Annotated in this window: 20 protein-coding genes; 12 read left to right on the plus strand and 8 right to left on the minus strand. The window is 64.2% G+C overall.

Annotation, left to right across the window (positions count from 1 at the left end):
• Positions 1-36 precede the first annotated feature (36 nt).
• The gene (locus I0K07_RS12895) at positions 37-684 is read left to right on the plus strand and encodes a hypothetical protein (RefSeq protein WP_203294052.1); all 648 of its coding nucleotides are present in this window, start codon (positions 37-39) and stop codon (positions 682-684) included.
• A complete protein-coding gene (locus tag I0K07_RS12900; protein WP_203294053.1) occupies positions 684-1289 on the plus strand; it encodes a class I SAM-dependent methyltransferase in 606 nt (201 codons plus the stop codon). Before I0K07_RS12895 ends, I0K07_RS12900 begins: the two co-directional genes overlap by 1 nt.
• Here I0K07_RS12900 and I0K07_RS12905 read toward each other — a convergent pair.
• From I0K07_RS12905 to I0K07_RS12915, 3 genes are read right to left on the minus strand one after another with little or no spacing between them, the layout of a single operon-like run.
• Positions 1246-2343, minus strand: a complete 1098-nt coding sequence (locus I0K07_RS12905) for a prenyltransferase/squalene oxidase repeat-containing protein (protein ID WP_203294055.1) — start codon at positions 2341-2343, stop codon at positions 1246-1248. The two genes, I0K07_RS12900 and I0K07_RS12905, sit on opposite strands and share 44 nt — an antisense overlap.
• Complete coding sequence (locus I0K07_RS12910) at positions 2343-3062, minus strand: class I SAM-dependent methyltransferase (RefSeq protein ID WP_203294057.1); 720 nt, start codon at positions 3060-3062, stop codon at positions 2343-2345. Before I0K07_RS12910 ends, I0K07_RS12905 begins: the two co-directional genes overlap by 1 nt.
• Positions 3059-4357, minus strand: a complete 1299-nt coding sequence (locus I0K07_RS12915; protein ID WP_203294062.1) for a glycosyltransferase family 4 protein — start codon at positions 4355-4357, stop codon at positions 3059-3061. Before I0K07_RS12915 ends, I0K07_RS12910 begins: the two co-directional genes overlap by 4 nt.
• Positions 4358-4475: 118 nt before the next feature.
• On the opposite strand from I0K07_RS12915, the gene I0K07_RS12920 reads away from it, so the two are divergent.
• Genes I0K07_RS12920 through I0K07_RS12940 form a run of 5 tightly spaced genes read left to right on the plus strand, consistent with a single transcriptional unit; the run spans position 4476 to position 9168 of the window.
• The gene (locus I0K07_RS12920; RefSeq protein ID WP_203294064.1) at positions 4476-5648 is read left to right on the plus strand and encodes an MFS transporter; all 1173 of its coding nucleotides are present in this window, start codon (positions 4476-4478) and stop codon (positions 5646-5648) included.
• 10 nt (positions 5649-5658) lie between these two features.
• Positions 5659-6813: an MlaE family ABC transporter permease gene (locus I0K07_RS12925; protein ID WP_203294066.1), complete on the plus strand. Its 1155-nt coding sequence runs from the start codon at positions 5659-5661 to the stop codon at positions 6811-6813.
• Positions 6810-7583 (plus strand): ABC transporter ATP-binding protein, encoded by a 774-nt coding sequence (locus tag I0K07_RS12930; protein ID WP_203294068.1) that lies wholly within the window; start codon positions 6810-6812, stop codon positions 7581-7583. The genes I0K07_RS12925 and I0K07_RS12930 overlap by 4 nt, the downstream gene beginning before the upstream one ends.
• A gap of 2 nt (positions 7584-7585) precedes the next feature.
• Positions 7586-8536 carry an MlaD family protein gene (locus I0K07_RS12935; RefSeq protein ID WP_203294070.1) on the plus strand — a complete coding sequence of 317 codons (951 nt, stop codon included), beginning with the start codon at positions 7586-7588 and terminating at the stop codon, positions 8534-8536.
• The gene (locus I0K07_RS12940) at positions 8533-9168 is read left to right on the plus strand and encodes an ABC-type transport auxiliary lipoprotein family protein (protein WP_203294072.1); all 636 of its coding nucleotides are present in this window, start codon (positions 8533-8535) and stop codon (positions 9166-9168) included. The genes I0K07_RS12935 and I0K07_RS12940 overlap by 4 nt, the downstream gene beginning before the upstream one ends.
• A gap of 3 nt (positions 9169-9171) precedes the next feature.
• On the opposite strand, the gene I0K07_RS12945 is transcribed toward I0K07_RS12940, so the two are convergent.
• Both I0K07_RS12945 and I0K07_RS12950 read right to left on the minus strand, forming a co-directional pair.
• Positions 9172-11169: a hypothetical protein gene (locus I0K07_RS12945; protein ID WP_203294074.1), complete on the minus strand. Its 1998-nt coding sequence runs from the start codon at positions 11167-11169 to the stop codon at positions 9172-9174.
• 179 nt (positions 11170-11348) lie between these two features.
• Positions 11349-11612 carry a hypothetical protein gene (locus tag I0K07_RS12950; RefSeq protein ID WP_203294076.1) on the minus strand — a complete coding sequence of 88 codons (264 nt, stop codon included), beginning with the start codon at positions 11610-11612 and terminating at the stop codon, positions 11349-11351.
• Between the two features lie 164 nt (positions 11613-11776).
• Between I0K07_RS12950 and I0K07_RS12955 the strand changes: the two genes are divergently transcribed.
• Positions 11777-12967, plus strand: coding sequence for a DUF418 domain-containing protein (locus tag I0K07_RS12955; RefSeq protein ID WP_203294078.1), 1191 nt, complete (start codon positions 11777-11779; stop codon positions 12965-12967).
• 93 nt (positions 12968-13060) lie between these two features.
• Positions 13061-13873: a nuclear transport factor 2 family protein gene (locus tag I0K07_RS12960; protein WP_203294080.1), complete on the plus strand. Its 813-nt coding sequence runs from the start codon at positions 13061-13063 to the stop codon at positions 13871-13873.
• A 25-nt stretch (positions 13874-13898) separates the two neighbouring features.
• On the opposite strand, the gene maiA is transcribed toward I0K07_RS12960, so the two are convergent.
• Positions 13899-14549 (minus strand): maleylacetoacetate isomerase, encoded by a 651-nt coding sequence (maiA, locus tag I0K07_RS12965; RefSeq protein ID WP_203294082.1) that lies wholly within the window; start codon positions 14547-14549, stop codon positions 13899-13901.
• The gene (locus I0K07_RS12970; RefSeq protein ID WP_203294084.1) at positions 14546-15196 is read right to left on the minus strand and encodes a fumarylacetoacetate hydrolase family protein; all 651 of its coding nucleotides are present in this window, start codon (positions 15194-15196) and stop codon (positions 14546-14548) included. The genes maiA and I0K07_RS12970 overlap by 4 nt, the downstream gene beginning before the upstream one ends.
• An 84-nt stretch (positions 15197-15280) precedes the next feature.
• Here I0K07_RS12970 and I0K07_RS12975 point away from each other — a divergent pair, with 84 nt between their 5' ends.
• Entirely contained in the window at positions 15281-15754 is a 474-nt protein-coding gene (locus I0K07_RS12975) for a MarR family winged helix-turn-helix transcriptional regulator (RefSeq protein ID WP_203294086.1), read from the plus strand.
• Here I0K07_RS12975 and I0K07_RS12980 read toward each other — a convergent pair.
• Positions 15741-16280 carry a paraquat-inducible protein A gene (locus I0K07_RS12980; RefSeq protein WP_203294088.1) on the minus strand — a complete coding sequence of 180 codons (540 nt, stop codon included), beginning with the start codon at positions 16278-16280 and terminating at the stop codon, positions 15741-15743. The genes I0K07_RS12975 and I0K07_RS12980 overlap by 14 nt on opposite strands.
• A 246-nt stretch (positions 16281-16526) precedes the next feature.
• On the opposite strand from I0K07_RS12980, the gene I0K07_RS12985 reads away from it, so the two are divergent.
• A complete protein-coding gene (locus tag I0K07_RS12985; protein WP_203294090.1) occupies positions 16527-17036 on the plus strand; it encodes a hypothetical protein in 510 nt (169 codons plus the stop codon).
• Positions 17037-17064: 28 nt separating this feature from the next.
• Positions 17065-19074 (plus strand): TonB-dependent receptor plug domain-containing protein, encoded by a 2010-nt coding sequence (locus I0K07_RS12990; RefSeq protein ID WP_203294092.1) that lies wholly within the window; start codon positions 17065-17067, stop codon positions 19072-19074.
• The last annotated feature ends 39 nt before the right edge of the window (positions 19075-19113 follow it).

Consider the following 19113-nt stretch of genomic DNA (forward strand, 5'->3'; position numbering starts at 1 on the left):
AAACGGGAAATTATGTCGGCTATTCGGATAGCATGTGTGGCTCTCGCCGCGTCTTTCACGCTCGCGGCCTGTGCCAGCGCGCCGATTTCCGTCTCCGCCCGTTCCGATGCCGATATCAGCAGTATGACACCGGCTCATGGTGATCTGGCCCGGGCGGCGCGAGTCCTCGATGACACAGCGCGTGAAAACGGCTGGGTCGCGGATGAAAGCGCCATGCAGGCCGCCATGCGCTGGGTCGGCATGGGGGGCGATGAAGGCGATAGCGCGCCGTCCCACGACAATCCGGCCATCGCCCGCTATCTGGACGCCCATGACCTCGCCTCGGTCGAGGACCCGCAGCTGACGCTTCTTGTGTCGAGTGAGTTGCGTCAGGCCTATGCCTTGGCCAGCGAAGTGGATTCGGCTGCCCAGAACCTGGTGGCAGCGCAGGGCGGGACCTCGCGTTCGGCGCTGGGACGCAGCCTTGGCCATGTCGAAACGGCCCTGACCCAGACCCGCGACAGCCTCAGCCTGTTCGACAGTCTTCTCGGTGTCATGGCTGATGGCGTGAATGCGGACCAGATGGCGGCCCTGACGATTGACCGGGACCTGCTGGCTGGCCGCGCAGACGGGTTGCGCCAGCGGGCCGATGCGCTGGCAGCGCTGCGGCGGAACTTCCCGACGGCGGCAGACGGCCTCTCCTGATGCTTCATCCTGATGATGTGAAAGGCTTCCTCGATCCGGTGGAAGGCGAGGCGCTGGCGCGCTATGCCGGCGAGGCGGCGAAACTGGGCCCGGTACTGGAAATCGGTACCTATTGCGGCAAGTCGGCGCTCTATCTGGGCCCGGCCGTTCGTCATGCGGGCAGTGTGCTCTACACGCTCGATCATCATCGCGGCTCCGAGGAACACCAGCCGGGCGAAGGCTATCACGATCCCGATCTCTACAATGCGGACCTGGGTGTGGTGGAGACGCTGCCAGCCCTGCGCGAGACCCTGTTCAAAGCGGATCTGGAAGATTGCGTCATCCCGGTGATCGGCAAGTCCAAGACGGTGGCGGCCCACTGGACCACGCCGCTGGGCATGGTCTTCATTGATGGCGGCCACTCCATGGAAGCCGCACTGGCGGATTATCGCGGCTGGGCGTCAAAGGTCGTCACGGGCGGCCTGCTGGCCATCCATGATGTCTTCCCCAATCCGGAAGATGGCGGGCGTCCGCCATATGAAGTCTGGAAACTGGCTGTGGCGTCAGGCCTGTTCGAACAGGTCAGCCGGACAGGAACGCTGGAAGTGCTTCGCCGCCTGCCTTAGCGGGCGCTTCGGAGACCCAGTTGCGGATCAGCAGGTCGGAACCCGGGCTGAGCCCGTCCAGCGCATCGGCGGCCAGGATCAGGGCGCCGGAAGTCCAGCTGGGACGTTCATACGGCCAGACAATGCTTTCCTCGAACTGCCAGCCCATCCAGTAGCCGCCCTGTTTGGCGCGCAGGGGTGACAGGTTTTCGATCAGGCTGCGGGCTTGGTCCGGCTTGCCGGCAGCGAGACAGGCGAGGGCAAGCTCAGCAGTTTCGGCTGCGGTCACCCAGGGCTGGTCGGACACACAGCGGCAACCCAACCCGGCTTCGACGAAATCCGTCCAGCGGGCATAGAGACGGGCGCGCGCCGCATCACCGCGGATCACACCGGCCAGGACGGGATAATACCAGTCCATGGCATAGCGGCGTCGGTCGGTGCCGGTGCGGTCGAAGCGAGCATCATTTTCGCGCAGGACATCGCCAATGCGGCGGCGGGCTTCGATCCAGTCGGTGATGTTTTCGCCCTGCAGACGTCCCATCAGGATGGCGCATTCCAGTGCCTTGTAGAGGCTGGCATTGCCGGCGCGCAGACTGTCGATGCCGCACAGCGCCTCGTCTTCCTGGCGGCCGCACCAGACGACATCGCCATGGCGGGTCTGGTGGGCGAGGATGAAGCCCATGGCGGATTTCACCATGGGCCAGTAGCGCGGCAATTCGCTGAGCGCTTCCAGCGCCAGCAGGCTGCGCAGGACGGTGACGGCCGCATAGCCGGTGAAGTTGGTGTCCCGGGCCTGTTCCGGATTGGCCGGGGCGAGACGTTTATTGGTGTCGTCCAGCGGGACGGAGGCACCGAGATCGCCGGTCCAACCGCCATCGGCTTCCTGGCGTTCAGCCAGGCAGTCCAGGGCCTTGAAGGTCGCGTCCCGCTTGCCGGCAATGGCGAGGCCCATCACCGCTTCGCCGTGATTCCAGGCGTCCCAGATCCCGGCCTCGATCCAGGGAATGGCACCGTCGGCTTGCTGCAGGCCCTCGATATGGCGGGCGCAGGCCTGGATATCGACGAGCTTTCCCATCAGGCGGTCTTGCGGAAATACATGACCACGGACTTGCCCATGATCGGGTTGAGCACGGCTTCCATGGCGCGGGTGAGCCAAGGGCGTTTCATCAGATCCCATTCCAGGAATTTGCGGTATTGGCGGACCAGGAAACTGGTCTCGCGCGTGTCCCACAGGGCGCATTGCAGCCACCAATAGGGGCTGTGCAGGCCGTGGGCCCAATGGCGCAGATAGCGGCGGAAGCCCTGGCGCTCGACGGCGGCCTTGAGGGCATTGGGGCGGAAGATGCGGACATGGCCGCCCGGTTCGCGCGGATAGGCGGGGGCGAGGAACCAGCAGATCTTCTCCGGCCAGTAGCGCGGCACGGAAGCGACGAAAATGCCGCCGGGTTTCAGGATGCGGCTGATCTCCGACAGGACGAGGTCCGGATCCGGGACGTGTTCGAGCACCTCGGAGCAGACGATCCGGTCGAACGTGTTGTCTTCAAACGGCAATTGGCCGGCGTCCCCGGCCGACAGAACGGCGCCGCGCAGGTCCGAGGCGGGTTCGGGCGGCGGGAGTTCGAAGAATTTGTCCAGCGCGATGGCGCAATTGGCGTGGTCCAGATCAACCCCGACAGCGAGGACCGGTGTGCGGTCCCAATAGACGGCATGAAGATGGCGGCCATGCCCGCAGCCCAGGTCCAGAACGCGCTGGCCCGGTGCCAATTCCATCGGCTCGAGGCGGATCGTCATCATGAGGCGGTATTCCGTTCGGCAAGGGCTTCGGCATAGAGGCGGGAGGCGGCCAGAGCGTGGGATGACCAGTTGAATTCGGCGCGGGCGCGGGCGGCGGCCTGTTCACCCAGACGGGCGGCTTCGGCGGGTGTGTCGAGCAGGCGGGCGAGATGCTCGGCCATCGCGCCGGCATCGCCGACCGGGGCGACAAGTCCTGCATCGCCAACGACTTCCGGCAGGGCACCGCCATTGCTGGCGACCACAGCGGCCCCACAGGCCATGGCTTCCGCGGCGGGAAAACCGAAGCCTTCAAACCGGGCCGGGCAGGCCACGATATGGGCGCGGCGGTATAGATTGGCGACGTCCTCGCGGGACAGATTGTGCGAGGTGGTGATGCGCTGGGACAGGCCATGGGCCTCGATCTGGCGTTTCGCAGGGCCGTCGCGCAGCTGTCCGACAATGTGAAGACGGGCATTAGGACGGGCGGCGGCGACGCGGGCGAGGGCGTCGATCAGGACGTCGAGCCCCTTGATCGGAACGTCGGCACTGGCGGTGGTGACGATCAACCCGGTTTCTCGCTCGACAGCAGCGTCCGGGTGGAAAACATCGTGATCAATGCCGTTATAGGCCACACGGACACGCGCAGGATCGACTCCATACTGGTCCGAATGGGTGTCACGCGCGGCTTCCGATACGGCCAAGAGGCGATCAAGACGGGACGCTGTGCGCGCCTGCATGCCGACAAAACGGTACCAGCGGCGCGTCATCAGCGGTTCCCACCATTTGCGTCCAGCGGCCACGGCATAATCGCGGTCGATCGTGATCGGGTGGTGGATGGTGGTGATGACCGGAAGGCGCGACTGGATCCGCAGGAAGGGCGAGGCCAGGGTCTGGTTGTCATGGATCACGTCAAAGCGGTGCCCCTCGCGGCGCAGGAAGCGGTCGAGCCGCCGGCCGAAAGCGTAGAGCTCTCCGAAGGCGCCGGAATTATGGGACAGCCATTCGGACAGGTCGGCCCAGGATGTCAGATGGCGCGGCCGCAGGGCGAGGAAGGCATTCTCCTCGGCGAACAGGTCGAGCGAGGGGAGTTTGATCAACTCCACCGCCGGATCGAGTTCGGGATAGGGCGGGCCGGAAGCGACGGAGACCTCGTGGCCCAGCGCGAGAAGACTATTGGTGAGTTCCCGGATATAGACGCCCTGGCCACCAACATGAGGGTGGGAGCGATAGCCGGTGACGAGAACCCGAAGCGGCCTGACAGGCGCGGCATCGGCTCGCTCTTCCGGCCTTGTGGAAACAAGGGTATCTGGGCCCATGACGCGTGATTCCGGCTGTGTCATTCAGTGCCGGGCGAACCTATACAAGTGAACACTGTTCGCCAAGCGTGCCGCCCCGGGCATACGCAGACACCGACATTCGAGGTATTGGTCCGACATGATCCGCACGCCCGCCTTCCGGTTCGCCGGCTATTACGGTGCCTTCTACCTGCTGCTGGGCTGTTTCCTGCCCTATTTCCCGCAATGGCTGGACGGGCAGGGCCTGTCACCGGAATGGATCGGATGGATCGTGGCGGCCGGCATGGCCGGGCGGACTCTGGTCTCCCCGATCGGGGCGCGCTGGTCTGACCGGGCCATGCGGCGCCGGGACCCGATCCTGGCTTTCGCCATTGGCTGTGTGGTGGTTTTCGGACTGCACGGCGCGTCGTCGCTGCCCTGGGTCTTGCTGGTTCTGTCCTTCCTGTCGGGTGCGCTGGTGTTCGGACAGATCCCGGTGATTGACGCCTTCGCGATCCGCTCGGCCAAGGGCGGCGCGTTTTCCTTTGGTCCTGTCCGGGCTTTCGGCTCGGCCATGTTCATCGTGGCGAATTTCGTGGCCGGCTATCTGATCGACCGGCTGGGTACGCAAAGCATCCTGGCCTGGCTGATCCTGGCTGCGGGATTGCTGGCCCTGGCAGCCGCCTGGCTGCCGGAAGGCCGCCGGGAAGAACCGCATGCAAAGGGCAAGGGGCATATCCGTGATCTGCTGATCATGCTGGCCGGACCGCTAGGCCTGGCCCTGCTGGCCTCCGCCATGGTGCAGGCGGGACATGGCTTTTACTACGCGTTTTCTGCCAAGGCCTGGAGCGATCAGGGCCTTTCAGGCACGGCAATCGGTGCTCTGTGGGCGTCCGGCGTGCTGGTCGAAATCGCCTTTCTCTGGCTGTCAGGGAAAGGGGTTCTGGGGCGGGCGAGCCCGGCGGTTCTGCTGGGTGTTGGCGCGGTGGGTTCGATCCTGCGCTGGGGTCTGACAGCGCTGTCACCGCCGCTGTGGGCCTTGTTCGCGCTGCAGTCCCTGCATGCGCTGACTTTTGCGGCGACCTATGTCGGCTTCCTGAGATTCGCGGCGGATCATGTTCCCGATGAACATGCCGCCCTGGCGCAGGCGCTCAATTCGGCCCTGTCGGGCGGATTGGTGATGGCGGCAGCGTCTGCAGCCTCTGGCTATTTCTATGCCCAGCTAGGCGCGGGCGGGTTTGCGATCATGATCATTCCGGCGGTGTGTGGCCTTGTTGCCGCAGTGTTCCTTTACCGTCTCAAACCACTCCCCGGCTCCCAAAAAATCGACTAGGCTCAACACTATGAGGGGTCATTCAATCCAGACAGCCGAGCCTGCCGGACTGGTCGTGCGCGAAGAAGGGCGCAAGACCGTGCTGGAAGCCCATGGCGACTGGGTGGTGGAAACGATCAACCGCCAGGATGCGCCGCTGCGCCGGATCGAAGCCTCGGTTGACCCGGAAGACCTCGTTCTCGACCTCAGCCATCTCGGACGCATCGACACGTCGGGCGCCTATATCCTGAGCCGGAGCGTGCGCCGGTGTCATGATCCGGATGCGGACTTCCACTATCTCGGCGACCATCCGGTGGCGCGCCGCCTGATGCATGAAGTGCGCGCCCGGTCGACCATTTGTGAGGCGCCTCGGGAACCGGCCTATGGCTTCATGGGCGCGATGGCGCGTATCGGGGCCGGGCTGGAGGCTGCCTATCAGGAAACCGTCTCCACTTTTGCCTTTTTCGGACGCACCGTGACCACAGGCCTGTCGACCGCCGCCCAGCCCTGGCGCTTCCGGCTGACGCCGACGGTCTGGGCGATGGAAGAAGTGGGGGTGAATGCCCTCCCGATCGTGGCGGTCCTGGCCTTCTTCATCGGGGCCGTGGTTGCCTATATGGGCGCCAACCTTCTGGGACAGCTGGGCTTTTCCGTCTTCACGGTGGAGTTGGTCGGGATCGCCGTCCTGCGCGAATTCGGTGTGTTGATCACGGCGATCATGCTGGCCGGCCGCTCGGACAGTGCCTTCACAGCCTCGATCGGGGCGATGAAGATGCAGCAGGAAGTCGACGCCATGCGCGTCCTGGGCCTTGACCCGTATGAAGCCCTGGTCCTGCCGCGCGTCGTGGCCTGCGTGCTGATGGCACCGCTGCTGACCTTTGGCGCCATGATTGCCGGGATATTCGGCGGCATGCTGGTGGCCTGGTCGGCGCAGGATATCTCACCGGCCCTCTTCATCACCCGCCTGCATTCAGAACTGCCCTGGAGCCATTTCTGGGTCGGCATGTCCAAAGCGCCGGTCTTCGGCCTGGTTGTGGCGATCATCGGCTGCCGCCAGGGCATGGAAGTGAAGGGTGATGTGAACTCGCTGGGCCGCCGTGTGACGGCCTCGGTCGTGCAGTCCATCTTCGCCGTGATCGTGCTCGAAGCCCTGTTCGCCATGATGTATCTGGAGCTGGGCATATGAGCGAGGACATCGTCATTTCCGTGCGCGGCCTCCGCTCGGCCTTTGGCCCGCATGTCGTCCATGAGAATCTCGACCTTGATGTCCGGCGCGGGGAAATCCTGGGCATTGTCGGCGGATCGGGCACGGGCAAGACCGTGCTTCTCAACTCCATTCTGGGTCTGAAAAAGCCCGATGGTGGAGAAATCCTGCTGGACGGACAGCGCCTGTCGGAGCTGAGCTCATCGGAGCGCCGCAAGGTGGACAGCCGCTGGGGTGTACTGTTCCAGAACGGGGCCCTGTTCACCTCGTTGAGCGTGATGGAAAACGTGATGGCGCCCTTGCGCGAGCATGTCGACATGTCGGTCCCCCTGATGGAGGAGATCGCCAGCATGAAGATCGGCCTGTCTGGTCTGGATGCTTCGGCCGGATCGCGTTTCCCGTCCGAATTGTCGGGCGGCATGCGCAAACGGGCTGCGCTGGCGCGGGCGCTGGCGCTGGACCCGGACATTCTCTTCCTGGACGAGCCGACCGCGGGTCTCGACCCGATCGGCGCGGCGGCCTTCGACAGCCTGATCCTCGAATTGTCCCGGGCGCTGGGCCTGACCGTTGTGATGATCACGCACGATCTGGACAGTCTCTACGAGATTTGTGACCGGGTGGCGGTGCTGGCTGACAAGAAGGTCGAGGCTGTTGCCCCCATCCGGGAGTTGTTAAATCACCCGCATCCTTGGATACATGAGTACTTCCAGGGGCCGCGGGGCCGCGCCGCATTGGCGGGCAAGGGGAGCTAGGTATGGAAACCAAAGCGCATCACGCCCTGGTCGGCATGTTCACCGTCCTGCTGGCCGCCGCGATGGGGTTCTTCGCCCTGTGGCTGGGCAAGGTCTCCTTTGATGCCGATTACGCGATGTATGACATCGTGTTTGACGGGCCCGTGCGCGGCCTGCGCGAAAGCGGGGAAGTGCGGTTCAACGGTATCCAGGTGGGTGAGGTCACGCAGCTGGAGCTGGACGAGCAGAGCCGGGTGATCGCCCGTATCCAGGTGCTGGCCCAGACGCCGGTCCGGGTGGACAGTTCCGCGCAGCTGGAGCCCCAGGGCCTGACCGGTCTCTCCTATATCCTGATCACGGGTGGTTCTCCGGATGCCCAGCGCCTGCTGAGCCCGCCGGGACGCCAGCCGCCGCAGATCTTTGCGCGCCGGGCCCAGTTGGAAGGCATTTTCGAAGGATCCGAGGATGTGCTGGATGCGGCGCAGACAGCGCTGATCCGCCTGTCCAGCCTGCTGAGCGAACAGAATGTGGATGAGGTTTCCCAGACCCTGGCCAATGTGCGGGAACTGACCGAGCGGTTGAGCGCGGAAGAGGCGCTGATCGAGGATATGCGCACGGCCGTGGGCCGGATTGACCAGGCGGCACAGGACATCTCCCTGGCGGCCAATTCCATGCAATCCTTTGCCGTGACGGCGGAGAGCTTCCTGAACAATGAGCTGACCGATGCGGTGAACCAGACCGGGCAGGCCGCCCTGTCTGTCGATCTGGCGGCGCGCAATACCAACCAGTTCATGATGACGATCACGCCGGCCGCTGAGGCTTTCGCCGAGGACGGGCTGGAAAATCTCAACCGGGCGTCGGCCGACATGCGTGAGCTGGCGGCGACGCTGGAGCGCATTGCTTCTGAAATCGAACACAATCCCGGCGGCTTTGTCGCCGGATCACCGCGCGAAACCGTGGAGGTGCCGCAATGAGTTCTGCCCGCTTCTTGAAACCGGCGGTTCTCGCCCTGGCCCTGACCGGGCTGGGCGGCTGCGTCTCACTGCTTCCTGAAGCCGAGCCGGTTTCGGTCTATCGCCTGTCGGCGCCGGAGCCGAGCCAATGGACCGGCACGGACTGGCAGATCGTGCTGATCGAACGCCCCATCGCCCCGCGCGGACTGGCTGGCGATACGATCGCCCTGACCCGTCCGGGCCAGAGCCTGGCCTATATCCATGGCGCGCGCTGGATTTCGCCGGCCCCGGAAGTGGTCCAGGATCTGGTGATCGACACCTTCAATGCGGGACAGTCCGGACTGGTTCCGGCCCGTCCGGGCGATGGCGTACGGGCCGATTTCGAGCTGCGGCTGGATCTGCGCGAGTTTGAGGCGGTTTATGACCGCGGTGAAGAGGCGGCGCCGTTGGTGAAAGTGCGCCTGGCGGCCCGTCTGGTTTCCGAGCGCGGCCGGCGTTTTGTCGGGGCTCGCGTGTTCACCGCAGAAGTTCGCGCCTCGGCCAACCGGACGACGGCGATCATTGCAGCCTTCGATACGGCCTCCATGGATGTGAGTGCCGCAATCTCCGACTGGTCCGCTGAGATCGTCAGCGAGCTGCCGCGTCCGGAATAGACGCTACTCGTCTTCAGGCTTGCGCCGGCGGCGGGAACCGGGCGGCGTGTCATCCTCATCTTCCGGCATGGAGGAGAGCAGGTCCTTCCAGCGCCAACCCGGATCACCGGTGCGACGACCGCCCCGTTCGGGGATGCCGACCGGCGGGCCCTGGCGCGCGGCGTCAGGGGCGGACGGGGTTTCTGCAGACGGTGACTCTGCCTCGTCGGCGCGGGGACTTTCCTCCTCGGCCGGACTGGCGGCCGGGCGGCGGCGATGCATCAGCGGATCCGGCAATTCATTGGAGCCCAGGCTGGGTGCGCGGCGTCCGCCGGCGACCGATCCCATGCGCAGCATGAAGTCGCTGAGAAGCTCGTAATTCTGGCGGATGCGGGCCTGGAAGGCGGCATCGATTTCCTGGGCTTCCTCGGCAGCAGCCAGGGCGGCGGCATTGAGACCGTCCAGACCGCGGCGCAGCGCGTCGGCGGCTTCCTGGGCCCGGTCGCGGGCCATGTTGGGCATTTCCGACAGCCGGTCCGTCATGGTTTCGATGTGACGCTCGACCGTCTCGCTTTCATGGCGGGCGGCATTGAGGACTTCGGACAGGCGCTTGCGCACGGACTCGGCGGCTTCATCCGCCGCACGGGAGGCGCGCTGGGTGAGTTTCTCGGCCTCGGCGAGGCGCTGTTCGAACGCTTCGTCGGAACGGCGGGCCGCCTCGAAGGCGCTTTCATTCGTCTTCTCGACCTTGGCCGCCACAATGTCAGCCTGCGCTTCGATTGCGTCGATGGCGGCGTCGGAAATCGTCTTGGCTTCCTGGGCCGCGGCAATCAGGCGGGCGAGGGCGGCTTCATGCTCGGAGGCGGCATTATCGGTCTCGGAGCGGACGCGGCCGGCCAGGTCATTGGCGCGACCAATGGCATCTTCCACGGCATCCTTGAAGGCGCGCGCGCCTTCGGCTGCGGCGTCGTTGAGCGCGGTGGCTCCATCGCCGGCGGTCTTGGCCATGACTTCCAGCTCGGCCTTGTGGAAGTCGAGCGCGGCCGCGATTTTTTCCTGCTCAGTGCGCAGGGCCTCACCGGCATCGGCCAGACGCTGGCGGTGTTTGACATAGGCGGCGTCGAGATTCTCCGACCGCTCCTTGAGCGTTTCGGACAGTTCGCGCAGATGGCCCGTGCGTTCTGTGAGAATGGAGGCGGCTTGGTCACTGCGCTCCACGATGGAGGTCCCGGCCTCGTTGAGGTCATCGACGCTGGCCCGGATGCGGCGCTCGCTATCGCTGGCCTGGGAGGCGGCGAGTTCGGCGGCAGCGGCGACCATTTTGGACTGGTCGGAAATGGCGGCGGCGATCAGGGCGGCCTTGTCGTCCAGGCTTTCGGACACGTCGGACAGGCGCTGCCGTTCGGTGCGCAGACCGGTCAGCAGGGTCTCGGTGCGATCGCGGGCATCGGAGGCCGATTGCTCCAGCGTGTCGGCATGATGGGTGATGACTTCTTCCATGGCCGCCAGTCGGGCCAGCGCGCTTTCCAGCGCGGCATTGATCCGCTCGACCTCACCGGCAACGGCCGTGGAGAGGGAGCGGACTTCATTCTCGGCATATTGGGCCGGCTCGGCCAAGCGGCGCAGCGCGATCTCAACCCGGCGCGTATTGTGGCCATTGCGGCGGACTTCGCGCGCCATCAGCCCGCCCATGACAAAGAGCAGGGCCGGGGCGAGGGCAAAGACGGACAGGCCGGTGAGCTGGCCGAAGCCGTAGCGGGTGAGGTCTTCCAGGGACTGGACGCCGAGATAACCCCAGATGAAAGCGCCGGCGGCGCCCATCCACATCAGGCCGAAAATACAGCCCAGCCAGACCAGCCAGCCGCCGCCATCCTTGTCCGGATAAGCGTCCATGCCGCCCGTATCGGGATGCGGGTTTGTCAGCGCGCGAGGCTGGGCGGTCGCGACCGGGTTTTCCGGGGTCTCGTCCGTCATCTCCATCTCCGCCAGTTTGATGGTTTGGTCCTGGGTCTTGTCCGTCATCTCGGGCCCGATTGTCTGCCAACCGGCCGGCCCGGATCTTCGGATCGGGCCCGGCCAGTGAGAAAGTATGACAGAGAATAGGCGCGAATGCGCCCGGCGCACACAGATAATCTATGCAGTAGAGAGATTTGCGGGGGAAACATCACCTGAAATCCGGCCCGCAGGCCGGTCAGTCAGGATCAGCTGGAGTAGCTGCGGCGCGTCTCGGTGATCAGGCGCGGCGTATCATCGGTCTGGATGGTCCGGGCCATAGCCTCTCCGCAATCGGCGGCGGTCTCCGAAGACCAGCTCATCGTGTAATCCACCGGCGTATAGACCGCGTGGACCGTACGATATTCCGTCGGCGTCACCGCGGCACAGCTCACCGGTTCCATGCCGATCCCGACGGATGACAGGGTGATGATGGCAAGCCATTCGATCAGCGATGACAGCAGCTGGATCATTTTCAGTGTGCGCCTTACGATCCCTCAAAAGGTGTGGTTTTTCTAAGCGCGCGAGCGCGCGGGGGCAATTCACGAAACGCGGGAGTTTCGTGAAATCTTTGTAAGAGAATGGCGTAAATGGGGCAGGGACATGCGCAGATGCGATCCAGACCGGGTTTGACGGCATGACGCCCTGGCCACTGACCCAGGCGCGGGCCGGGTATGAGACCCTGCTCGGTTTGAGCCTGTGCGGGCTGATCATCGCCTCGATCCAGTCTTATGGCTTGGCCTGGCCGGTCAGTGTGCTGCCGACACTGGGCAGTGATTTTCACGCCCCGATCAACCAGATCGCCTGGTGGCTGATCGACACAGTGTTCGCACCGGTCTTCGCCATTCTTCTGGCTGTGCTGATGGGGGCCTGGCTGGCGGCGCTGGACCGGGTGGCGGCTCCGGCCGGGGGGCAGCAATGGGGCCGGCTGGGCTGGCTCCTGCTGTTCGGCATCGTGCATGCCTATCTGTTCTGGTTCGGCGACCTGCTGGCCGTCTATGCCATTTCCGGCCTGATCGCGGCGGCCGGCGCACGCTTGCGCCTGATGACGCAAATCCTGTTGGGCGGCGGTCTGGTGGTGATGACGCTTCTGGTTCTGGCTGGCGGGGCCGCGCTGGGCGGATTGACCGGTGACAGTGTCACGCCGGAAACCGCTCTGGGATTCCCGCCGGAGCGTGTGGCAGCGCTGACCGAGACCTACCGGTCCGGCTTCCTGGCGCGCTGGCCGAGCAATATGGGCTTTGCCCTGATGCAGGAACTCATCCTGATCGTCTTCCTGGGCGGCGGGATCATCGGGGCGATGCTGTTGGGCATGGCGGCCTGGCAGACCGGCTTCTTCGAGCCGGACTGGCCGGTGCAGACCTATGTGATGACCGGGATGGTTGCCTTGGGGATCGGCTTGCCGATGAGCGGGTGGGCCAGCCTGCAGGCCCTGTCGACCGGATTTGCCCCGTCAGGCCTGTTTGCAACGAGCCTGTCCGGCATGGCGGGCGCGCTGTGCCTGGCTTACGGATTTTCCGCTCTGGTGCTGCTGGCCTGCAACGCGGGCGTGCTGCAGCCTGTGACCGAGGCACTGGCGCGGCTGGGGCGGGTCTGGCTGAGCGGGTATCTGGGTGCCTCCATCCTACTGGTCTTCCTGTTCAGCGGACTGCCGGGAGCCAATCTGTTCGGCCTGGTGCCGCGCTGGGGCTTGCTGCTGATGGCGCTGGGACTGAATGCCGGCCTGTTGTCGGCCGCCTGGTTCTGGGTGCCGCGCTACCGGCTGGGCCCGGTGGAATGGTTGTGGATGGTGCTGGTCTCGCGCCAGCGGCAGAACCTGCGGCGCTGATCTTCACGACGTCGTGAGACGTGTGACCGAATTGAAACCTCTCTTCGGGCTGGCCACTGGCTAGGTTGGCCGCCGAATGAGGGGAGAGACCACATGAAATACATTCAGGCTTTCACAGCCATGGCCGCGCTGGCCCTGACATCGGTGCCGTCCTGGGCGCAGGATGAGGCCACCGAAACCGCGCTGAGCGGACTGGCCGACACCTTCGCGCGCGGCTTTTATGCCCGCGATGCCGAGCAGGTGTTGTCCACGGTGCATCCGGAATTGTCCAAGCTGGGCCTGCGGCCGAACTTTCAGGGCTTCGGTCCGATGGCCGTGGAGAATCTGACGCCGGGCGATCTTCTGATCCTGGGCGAGCACTATAATGCCGATGGCCGTCTGGACCCGGTCAGCTCGACCGTGGATGTGCGCTTCTTTGACACGACGGCGGATGTCGGCGTGTTCCAGCTGACGGCGGATACGGACTGGTATGATTTCTTCCTGGGCACGCGCATCAATGGCGAGTGGGTGCTGGTGAATTGCGCCTATGGCGCTTTCCAGTGGATCGACAATCCGGACCGCGAGACGCATTTCGCCCAGATCCGCGAACAGGTGGAGGCCTATGCGGCGGCCTGGGATGCCGGTGATGCAGCGGGTGTGGTGGCCTCGGTCTATCCTGATTTCGACCGCCGCCATGTCGACCGGTCCGGTGCGCGGGAATTTCTGGCACCGGAGACGCTGGAAACCATCGCCTTTTCGGTGACCGATGCGGGCGCGAGCGAGACAGCGTCGCAAGTCACGGTCTTCGAGGCGACCCGGGCCACCGGCGCAGCGCGTATCGACGCGGAAGACCGGACCGAATGGGTCTTCCTGCTGCGCGTCGCCGGTGAGTGGCGGATCGTGAACAGTTTCTGGGCCCCGGCCTGAGGCAGGGCCAGTCCGGTCAGTCCGGTCAGACGTCGGCTTCGGCGTCTGGCTGGGCTTCCGGTGCGGCGGCCGCGAAAGCGGGCAGGGCGCGAGCGGCTTCGTCGGCGGCGACCAGGGTCGGGCAGTTGGACAGGTCTGCACCCCAGCGGCGGGCATTATACATTTGCGGCACGAGATAGATCTCGGTCATGCCGGGCTGGTCGCCGTGGAGGAAGGGCGTGGTGCGGTCGTGCGCCGCGACGAGGACTTCCAGGGATTCCAGGCCGGACTGGATCCAGCGCTGGGCCCAGGCCTTCATCCCCTCGAACCCGGTTCCGCCTTCAGCGGCGACAGCCTTGAGGATGCGCAGATTCTGCACCGGATGGATGTCGCAGCCGATGATCGAGGCCCAGCCGCGCACGGTGCAGCGGGCTGAAGGATCGGACGGCAGGAGGGCCGGGTCCGGCCAGGTCTCGTCGATCCATTCCAGGATGGCCGGCGATTGCAGAAAGGTCTCGCCCTCATGCTTGAGCACGGGGACCAGGCCCTGGGGCTGGATGGCGCGCCAGGCCTCGCCGTTTTGCTCGCCCTCTTTCAGATTGACGGTGATCTGGTCATAGGCGACGCCCTTCATGTTGAGGGCAATGCGCAGGCGATAGGCGGCGCTGGAGCGCCAATAGCCGTAAAGCGTGGTCATGCATCCGTCTCCGGCTGGAAGGTGAAGCGCAGGGTGGGCAGGCCCTCGACACAGGCCTCAACCGTGTCACCCGGCTGGAGCGCGGCGACACCGGCCGGCGTGCCGGTAAAGACGAGATCGCCCGGCCCCAGGACGAAATAGCGCGACAGTTCCGCCAGCATGGCCGCCGGGTCGAGGATCATCTGTGAGAGATCGCCGGACTGGCGCGGCTCGCCATTGACGCTGAGCGTGACGGCGCCGGAAGCCGGCGGCGGGCCGAGGCGCAGCGCCCCGGTGGGCGCGGACTGGTGGAAGGCCTTGGCGATTTCCCACGGGGCGGCCTTGGCCTTCAGCTTGGTCTGGATATCGCGGCGGGTGAGGTCGACCCCCACTCCACTGGCGACAATCTTTCCGCCTTCGCCGAGCGCGAGCACCATCTCCACCTCATGATGCAGATCATCCGTTTCCGGCGGGAAGGGCAGGCTGTCCTGTGTGGTGACCGCATCGGCATGCTTGCAGAAGAAGAGCGGTTCGGCAGCGGCCCCCATTTCCTTGGCATGGTCGGCATAATTGCGTCCGATGCAGAAGACGCGGGCGACCGGAAATGTGTCGTCGCTGCCATCAATGGCCAGGCGAGGCGGGGCGGGGAGGGTGATGATATCGCTCATGGTGTTGAGATAACGCGCCTTGAAGCCTTCCGTCGAGACGTCATCTGGCTTGCAGCTGCGCGCGGCTTCCGGCAAGTCTGGCGCATGCAGGATTCAGCCGACTCCAAATCCGAAGACATGCTGCGCCTGGGCGATTATCTGCCCTATCGCCTGGCGGTAACGTCCAACCTGGTCAGCCGGCTGGTAGCGACGGCCTATCAATCCCGTTTCGGCATTTCGATCTGGGAATGGCGCGTGATTGCCATTCTGGGCGAGGGCGTACCGATGACGGCGCAGGCCATCGCTGACAGTGCGGCCATGGACAAGGTTTCAGTGAGCCGGGCTGTTCGCAGCCTGGTGGACCGGGATCTGGTGCAGCGCGAGAGCCATGGTTCCGACGGCCGGGCCCGTCTCCTGCGTCTCACCCCGGACGGGGAAAGGATCTACCGCGAGATCACGCCGGTGGCGCTGGCCGAGGAAGCGGCGCTGGTTGCGGAGCTCAGCGAGCACGAGGTGGAAGCCTTGTCCGGCTTGCTCGACCGGCTGCGCCATCGGGCAGAAGGGCTCATGACGCGCTAGCCTCATTCCTTTCGGAGGCGTCCTGTTCGCGCAATTGCGCGCTGATCCGGCCGGAGACGAGCATGGCGATGAGCGTGGCCGCTGCGAAAACGGCAATGCCGGGCTGAGGCTGGGCATTGAACAGAAAACTGCCACGCAGGCTGAAAACGGTGACGGCGACGACCAGTACGTCCGCCATGGACCATTTGCCGAGCCATTCGAGCCACGCGATCGAGCGATGACTGACCTGCGTCAGCGGGGCGAATTGAAGCCACCACATCCAGACCAGTTTGGTCAGAGGGAAGACAAGCGAAAACAGGCCCACAGCGAGCGCCAGCAGCCAAGCCTCGTGTCTGGCCAAACTCATGACCAGACCGATCAAGCTGTGGTCGTCAACCAGGAAACCGATCTGACTGGTTTTTATTGCAGGCGCGAAAAGCCCTATGGGGTATAGCAGACTGGCCAGCAAGAGCCCGGCTGTTGATGCCTGTCCCTTGGCTGTGTCCGCGAGCGCGGTTTTGCGTTTTCCCGGCAAGTTCGTGCGCATAATTGCCAATTGAGCGCTGAAATGGCGACAAATTGATGGCGGATTTCTGCAAAGCAAGAAATGTTTGCCAGAAGCGGTTTGGTTGCAAAAAATATTGCGTGAATTCTTTGGTTGTTGAGCGGTCGTGCGGCGTTATGTCGATCTGTCATAACGTATTACCTAGCGGAAATTGCTGGTTAATTTCTCGCGCATACTGAGCCCGGCATGGGATGCCAGAACGCATCCGCAGTTTGAGCAGGGGCTTTCATGCGAAATATTCTTCTGCCGGTCCTGGCCGGCGCAATGCTTTCTTTCCCCGCCATGGCCGAAACCACCCAGCGCGATCTTGAAGTGATCGGTCGCGCCCTGAGCTTCGTTGACGGAGCCAGCGGGTCGGACCGGACTGTGGCCATTGTTTATGACGCAGCCAGCGAGGGCGAAGCCCAGGCGCTGGCCAGCACGATGGCCGGTGGTCTGTCGGCCGGTCGTGTCACCCTGAATGCGCGCCTGGTGCCGCTGGCGGATGCCGGCAGCCTGTCCGGATCGGACGCGGCCGTGCTGCTGGGCGCCGCCTCTGGCGATGCCGGCGTGTTTTCCGCGGCCAGCTCGGCCGGCGTGATGACCGTTTCCACCGATATGGGCTGCGTGCAAAGCGGCAATTGCGTGATGGGGGTGCAGTCGGCGCCGTCCGTTCGCATCGTCGTCAATCGCGGCGCGGCTGATGCCTCCTCGGTCTCCTTCGCGGCGGCTTTCGCCATGATGATTGAAGAAATCTAGGCGAAACAAGGAATTAATGAGAAAAATCATGAAGAACATCCTCCTCACGACCTCTGTTTCTGCTCTCGCTGCCGGCCTGGTTGCGACTGCGGGCGCTTCTGCCCAGCAGCTCGACTACGCCATGATGAGCGAGCTCTTTGGTGAGCCGGTCACGGCGGGTGCCACGGGTGCCCCGCAGCGTGCTTCCGACGTCCCGGCCACGATGATCATCATCACCCAGGATGATATCGAGCGCGCGCCGGAATTCGATATTCCGGGCATCCTGCGCCACTATGCGGGCATCGATTTCACCCGCTACAGCTTTGGTGACAGCCAGGTTTCCATCCGCGGTGCCGCCGCGGGCTACTCGCCGCGCCTTCTGGTTCTGGTGAATGGTCGCGAAGTCTATCTGGACAGCTATGGCTATACGGCCTGGTCGACCCTGCCGGTCCAGCTGGAAGAGATCCAGCAGATCGAAGTCGTCAAAGGCGCCCAGTCCGCCCTCTACGGCTTCAACGCTGTGGCCGGTGTGGTGAACATCATCACCCGCAATCCGCAGACCGAGAATTACGGAAATTTCCGCGCCAATGTCGGCTCGAATGGTTATGCCGATGTGGCCCTGACCTATGGTCGCAGCTTCGGTGATCGCGCTGCCGTGCGGATCAGCTATGGCAATGCCGCAGCGGATGAATTCACGGCACTGAATACTGGTGCGGCCTCCCTGAGCACGGGCGATTTCACGCGCGAAACCGCAGCGGTCCAGGGTAGTTTCCAGCTCACCGAGAATGTCAGCCTGACCGCGGAAGCCACGCATTCCGAAGTCGGCCAGCAGGAAATGACGAGCATCTATCTGCCGGCCAGCACGGTCTATGAGCTCACCTCCTATCGGGGTGTTGTCGAGGCCGACACGAGTTTCGGTTTTGTGACCGCGACGGCCTATCGCAATGAGACCGAGATCGCCTACAGCTTCGGTCCGCTGACTTCGGACCTGACAGTCGTTCAGCTGGAAGACCTGTTCAAGATCGGCACCGATGACACGATCCGTCTGTCGGTCGAGTTCCGCGACGGCAATTCCATCTCCTTCCCGAACCCGGGCAATGGCGATTTCGGTTATACGACCTGGTCCGCTTCGGCGATGTGGAACCACAAGTTCTCCAGCGCCCTGGATCTGACCCTGGCCGGTCGTTTTGATAATCTGGAATGGGAACGCGAAGGCTCACCCAACCCGATTTTCTACCCGTTCAGCCAGGCTGATTATTCGGTCAGCTATGAAGAGTTCAGCTATAATGCGGCTCTGACCTGGCGTCCGGAATTCGGCGGCACGGTCCGTTTCATGACGGGCCGCGGCATCCAGGCTCCGTCCATGTTCGACATCGGCTTCACGCTGAATGGCACGATTGGCACGGTTCCGTTTGCCATTTCGGGCAATCCGGACATGGAGACCTCGGTCGTGACCAATTACGAGATTGCCTATGACCGCAATTTCGCTTCGGGTCTCCAGCTGCGGTCTGCTGTCTTCTTCGAGCAGAATGACGACATCAAGGGGGCTTTCGGTCTGGCTCCGGACATGTTCAACCCGCTGAGCGGCGTGCCGGTCTTCCTGTACGACAACCGCGGTGACACCGAGACGCTGGGCGCTGAAGTCAGCCTGTCCGGTTCCTTCGGTGAAGCCTGGTCCTGGGATGCGAACTACACTTTCCAGGCTGTGCATGACGATATTGTCGGCTTCCCGACGGGTACGGTGCGGGACTTTGAGGCGACCACGCCGATGCATCTGGCCAATCTGCATTTGGGCTGGACGGGCGGCCGCCTGACGATCGATGGCTATCTCAACTACGTCTCTGACGTGATGATGCCGTCGCAGCCGACCTTCGGTTCGCTGACCGTGGAACCGGTCAATGCTTATGTGGCCGGTTCGCTGCGGGCCAATTTCGAACTTCGTGAAAACCTGGTCCTATCTGCCACCGCACAGAACATCACTTTCGGTGCCGGTGAAGCCACGAGCACGCATTTCGAGACCGCTGGCCGTTACTGGCTGGGCTTGCGCGCCTCGTTCTGATCCTGACGCCCCGGCCTGGATATCAGGCCGGGGCGGTTT

Source organism: Maricaulis parjimensis (genome assembly GCF_016817355.1).
GTDB lineage: Bacteria > Pseudomonadota > Alphaproteobacteria > Caulobacterales > Maricaulaceae > Maricaulis > Maricaulis parjimensis.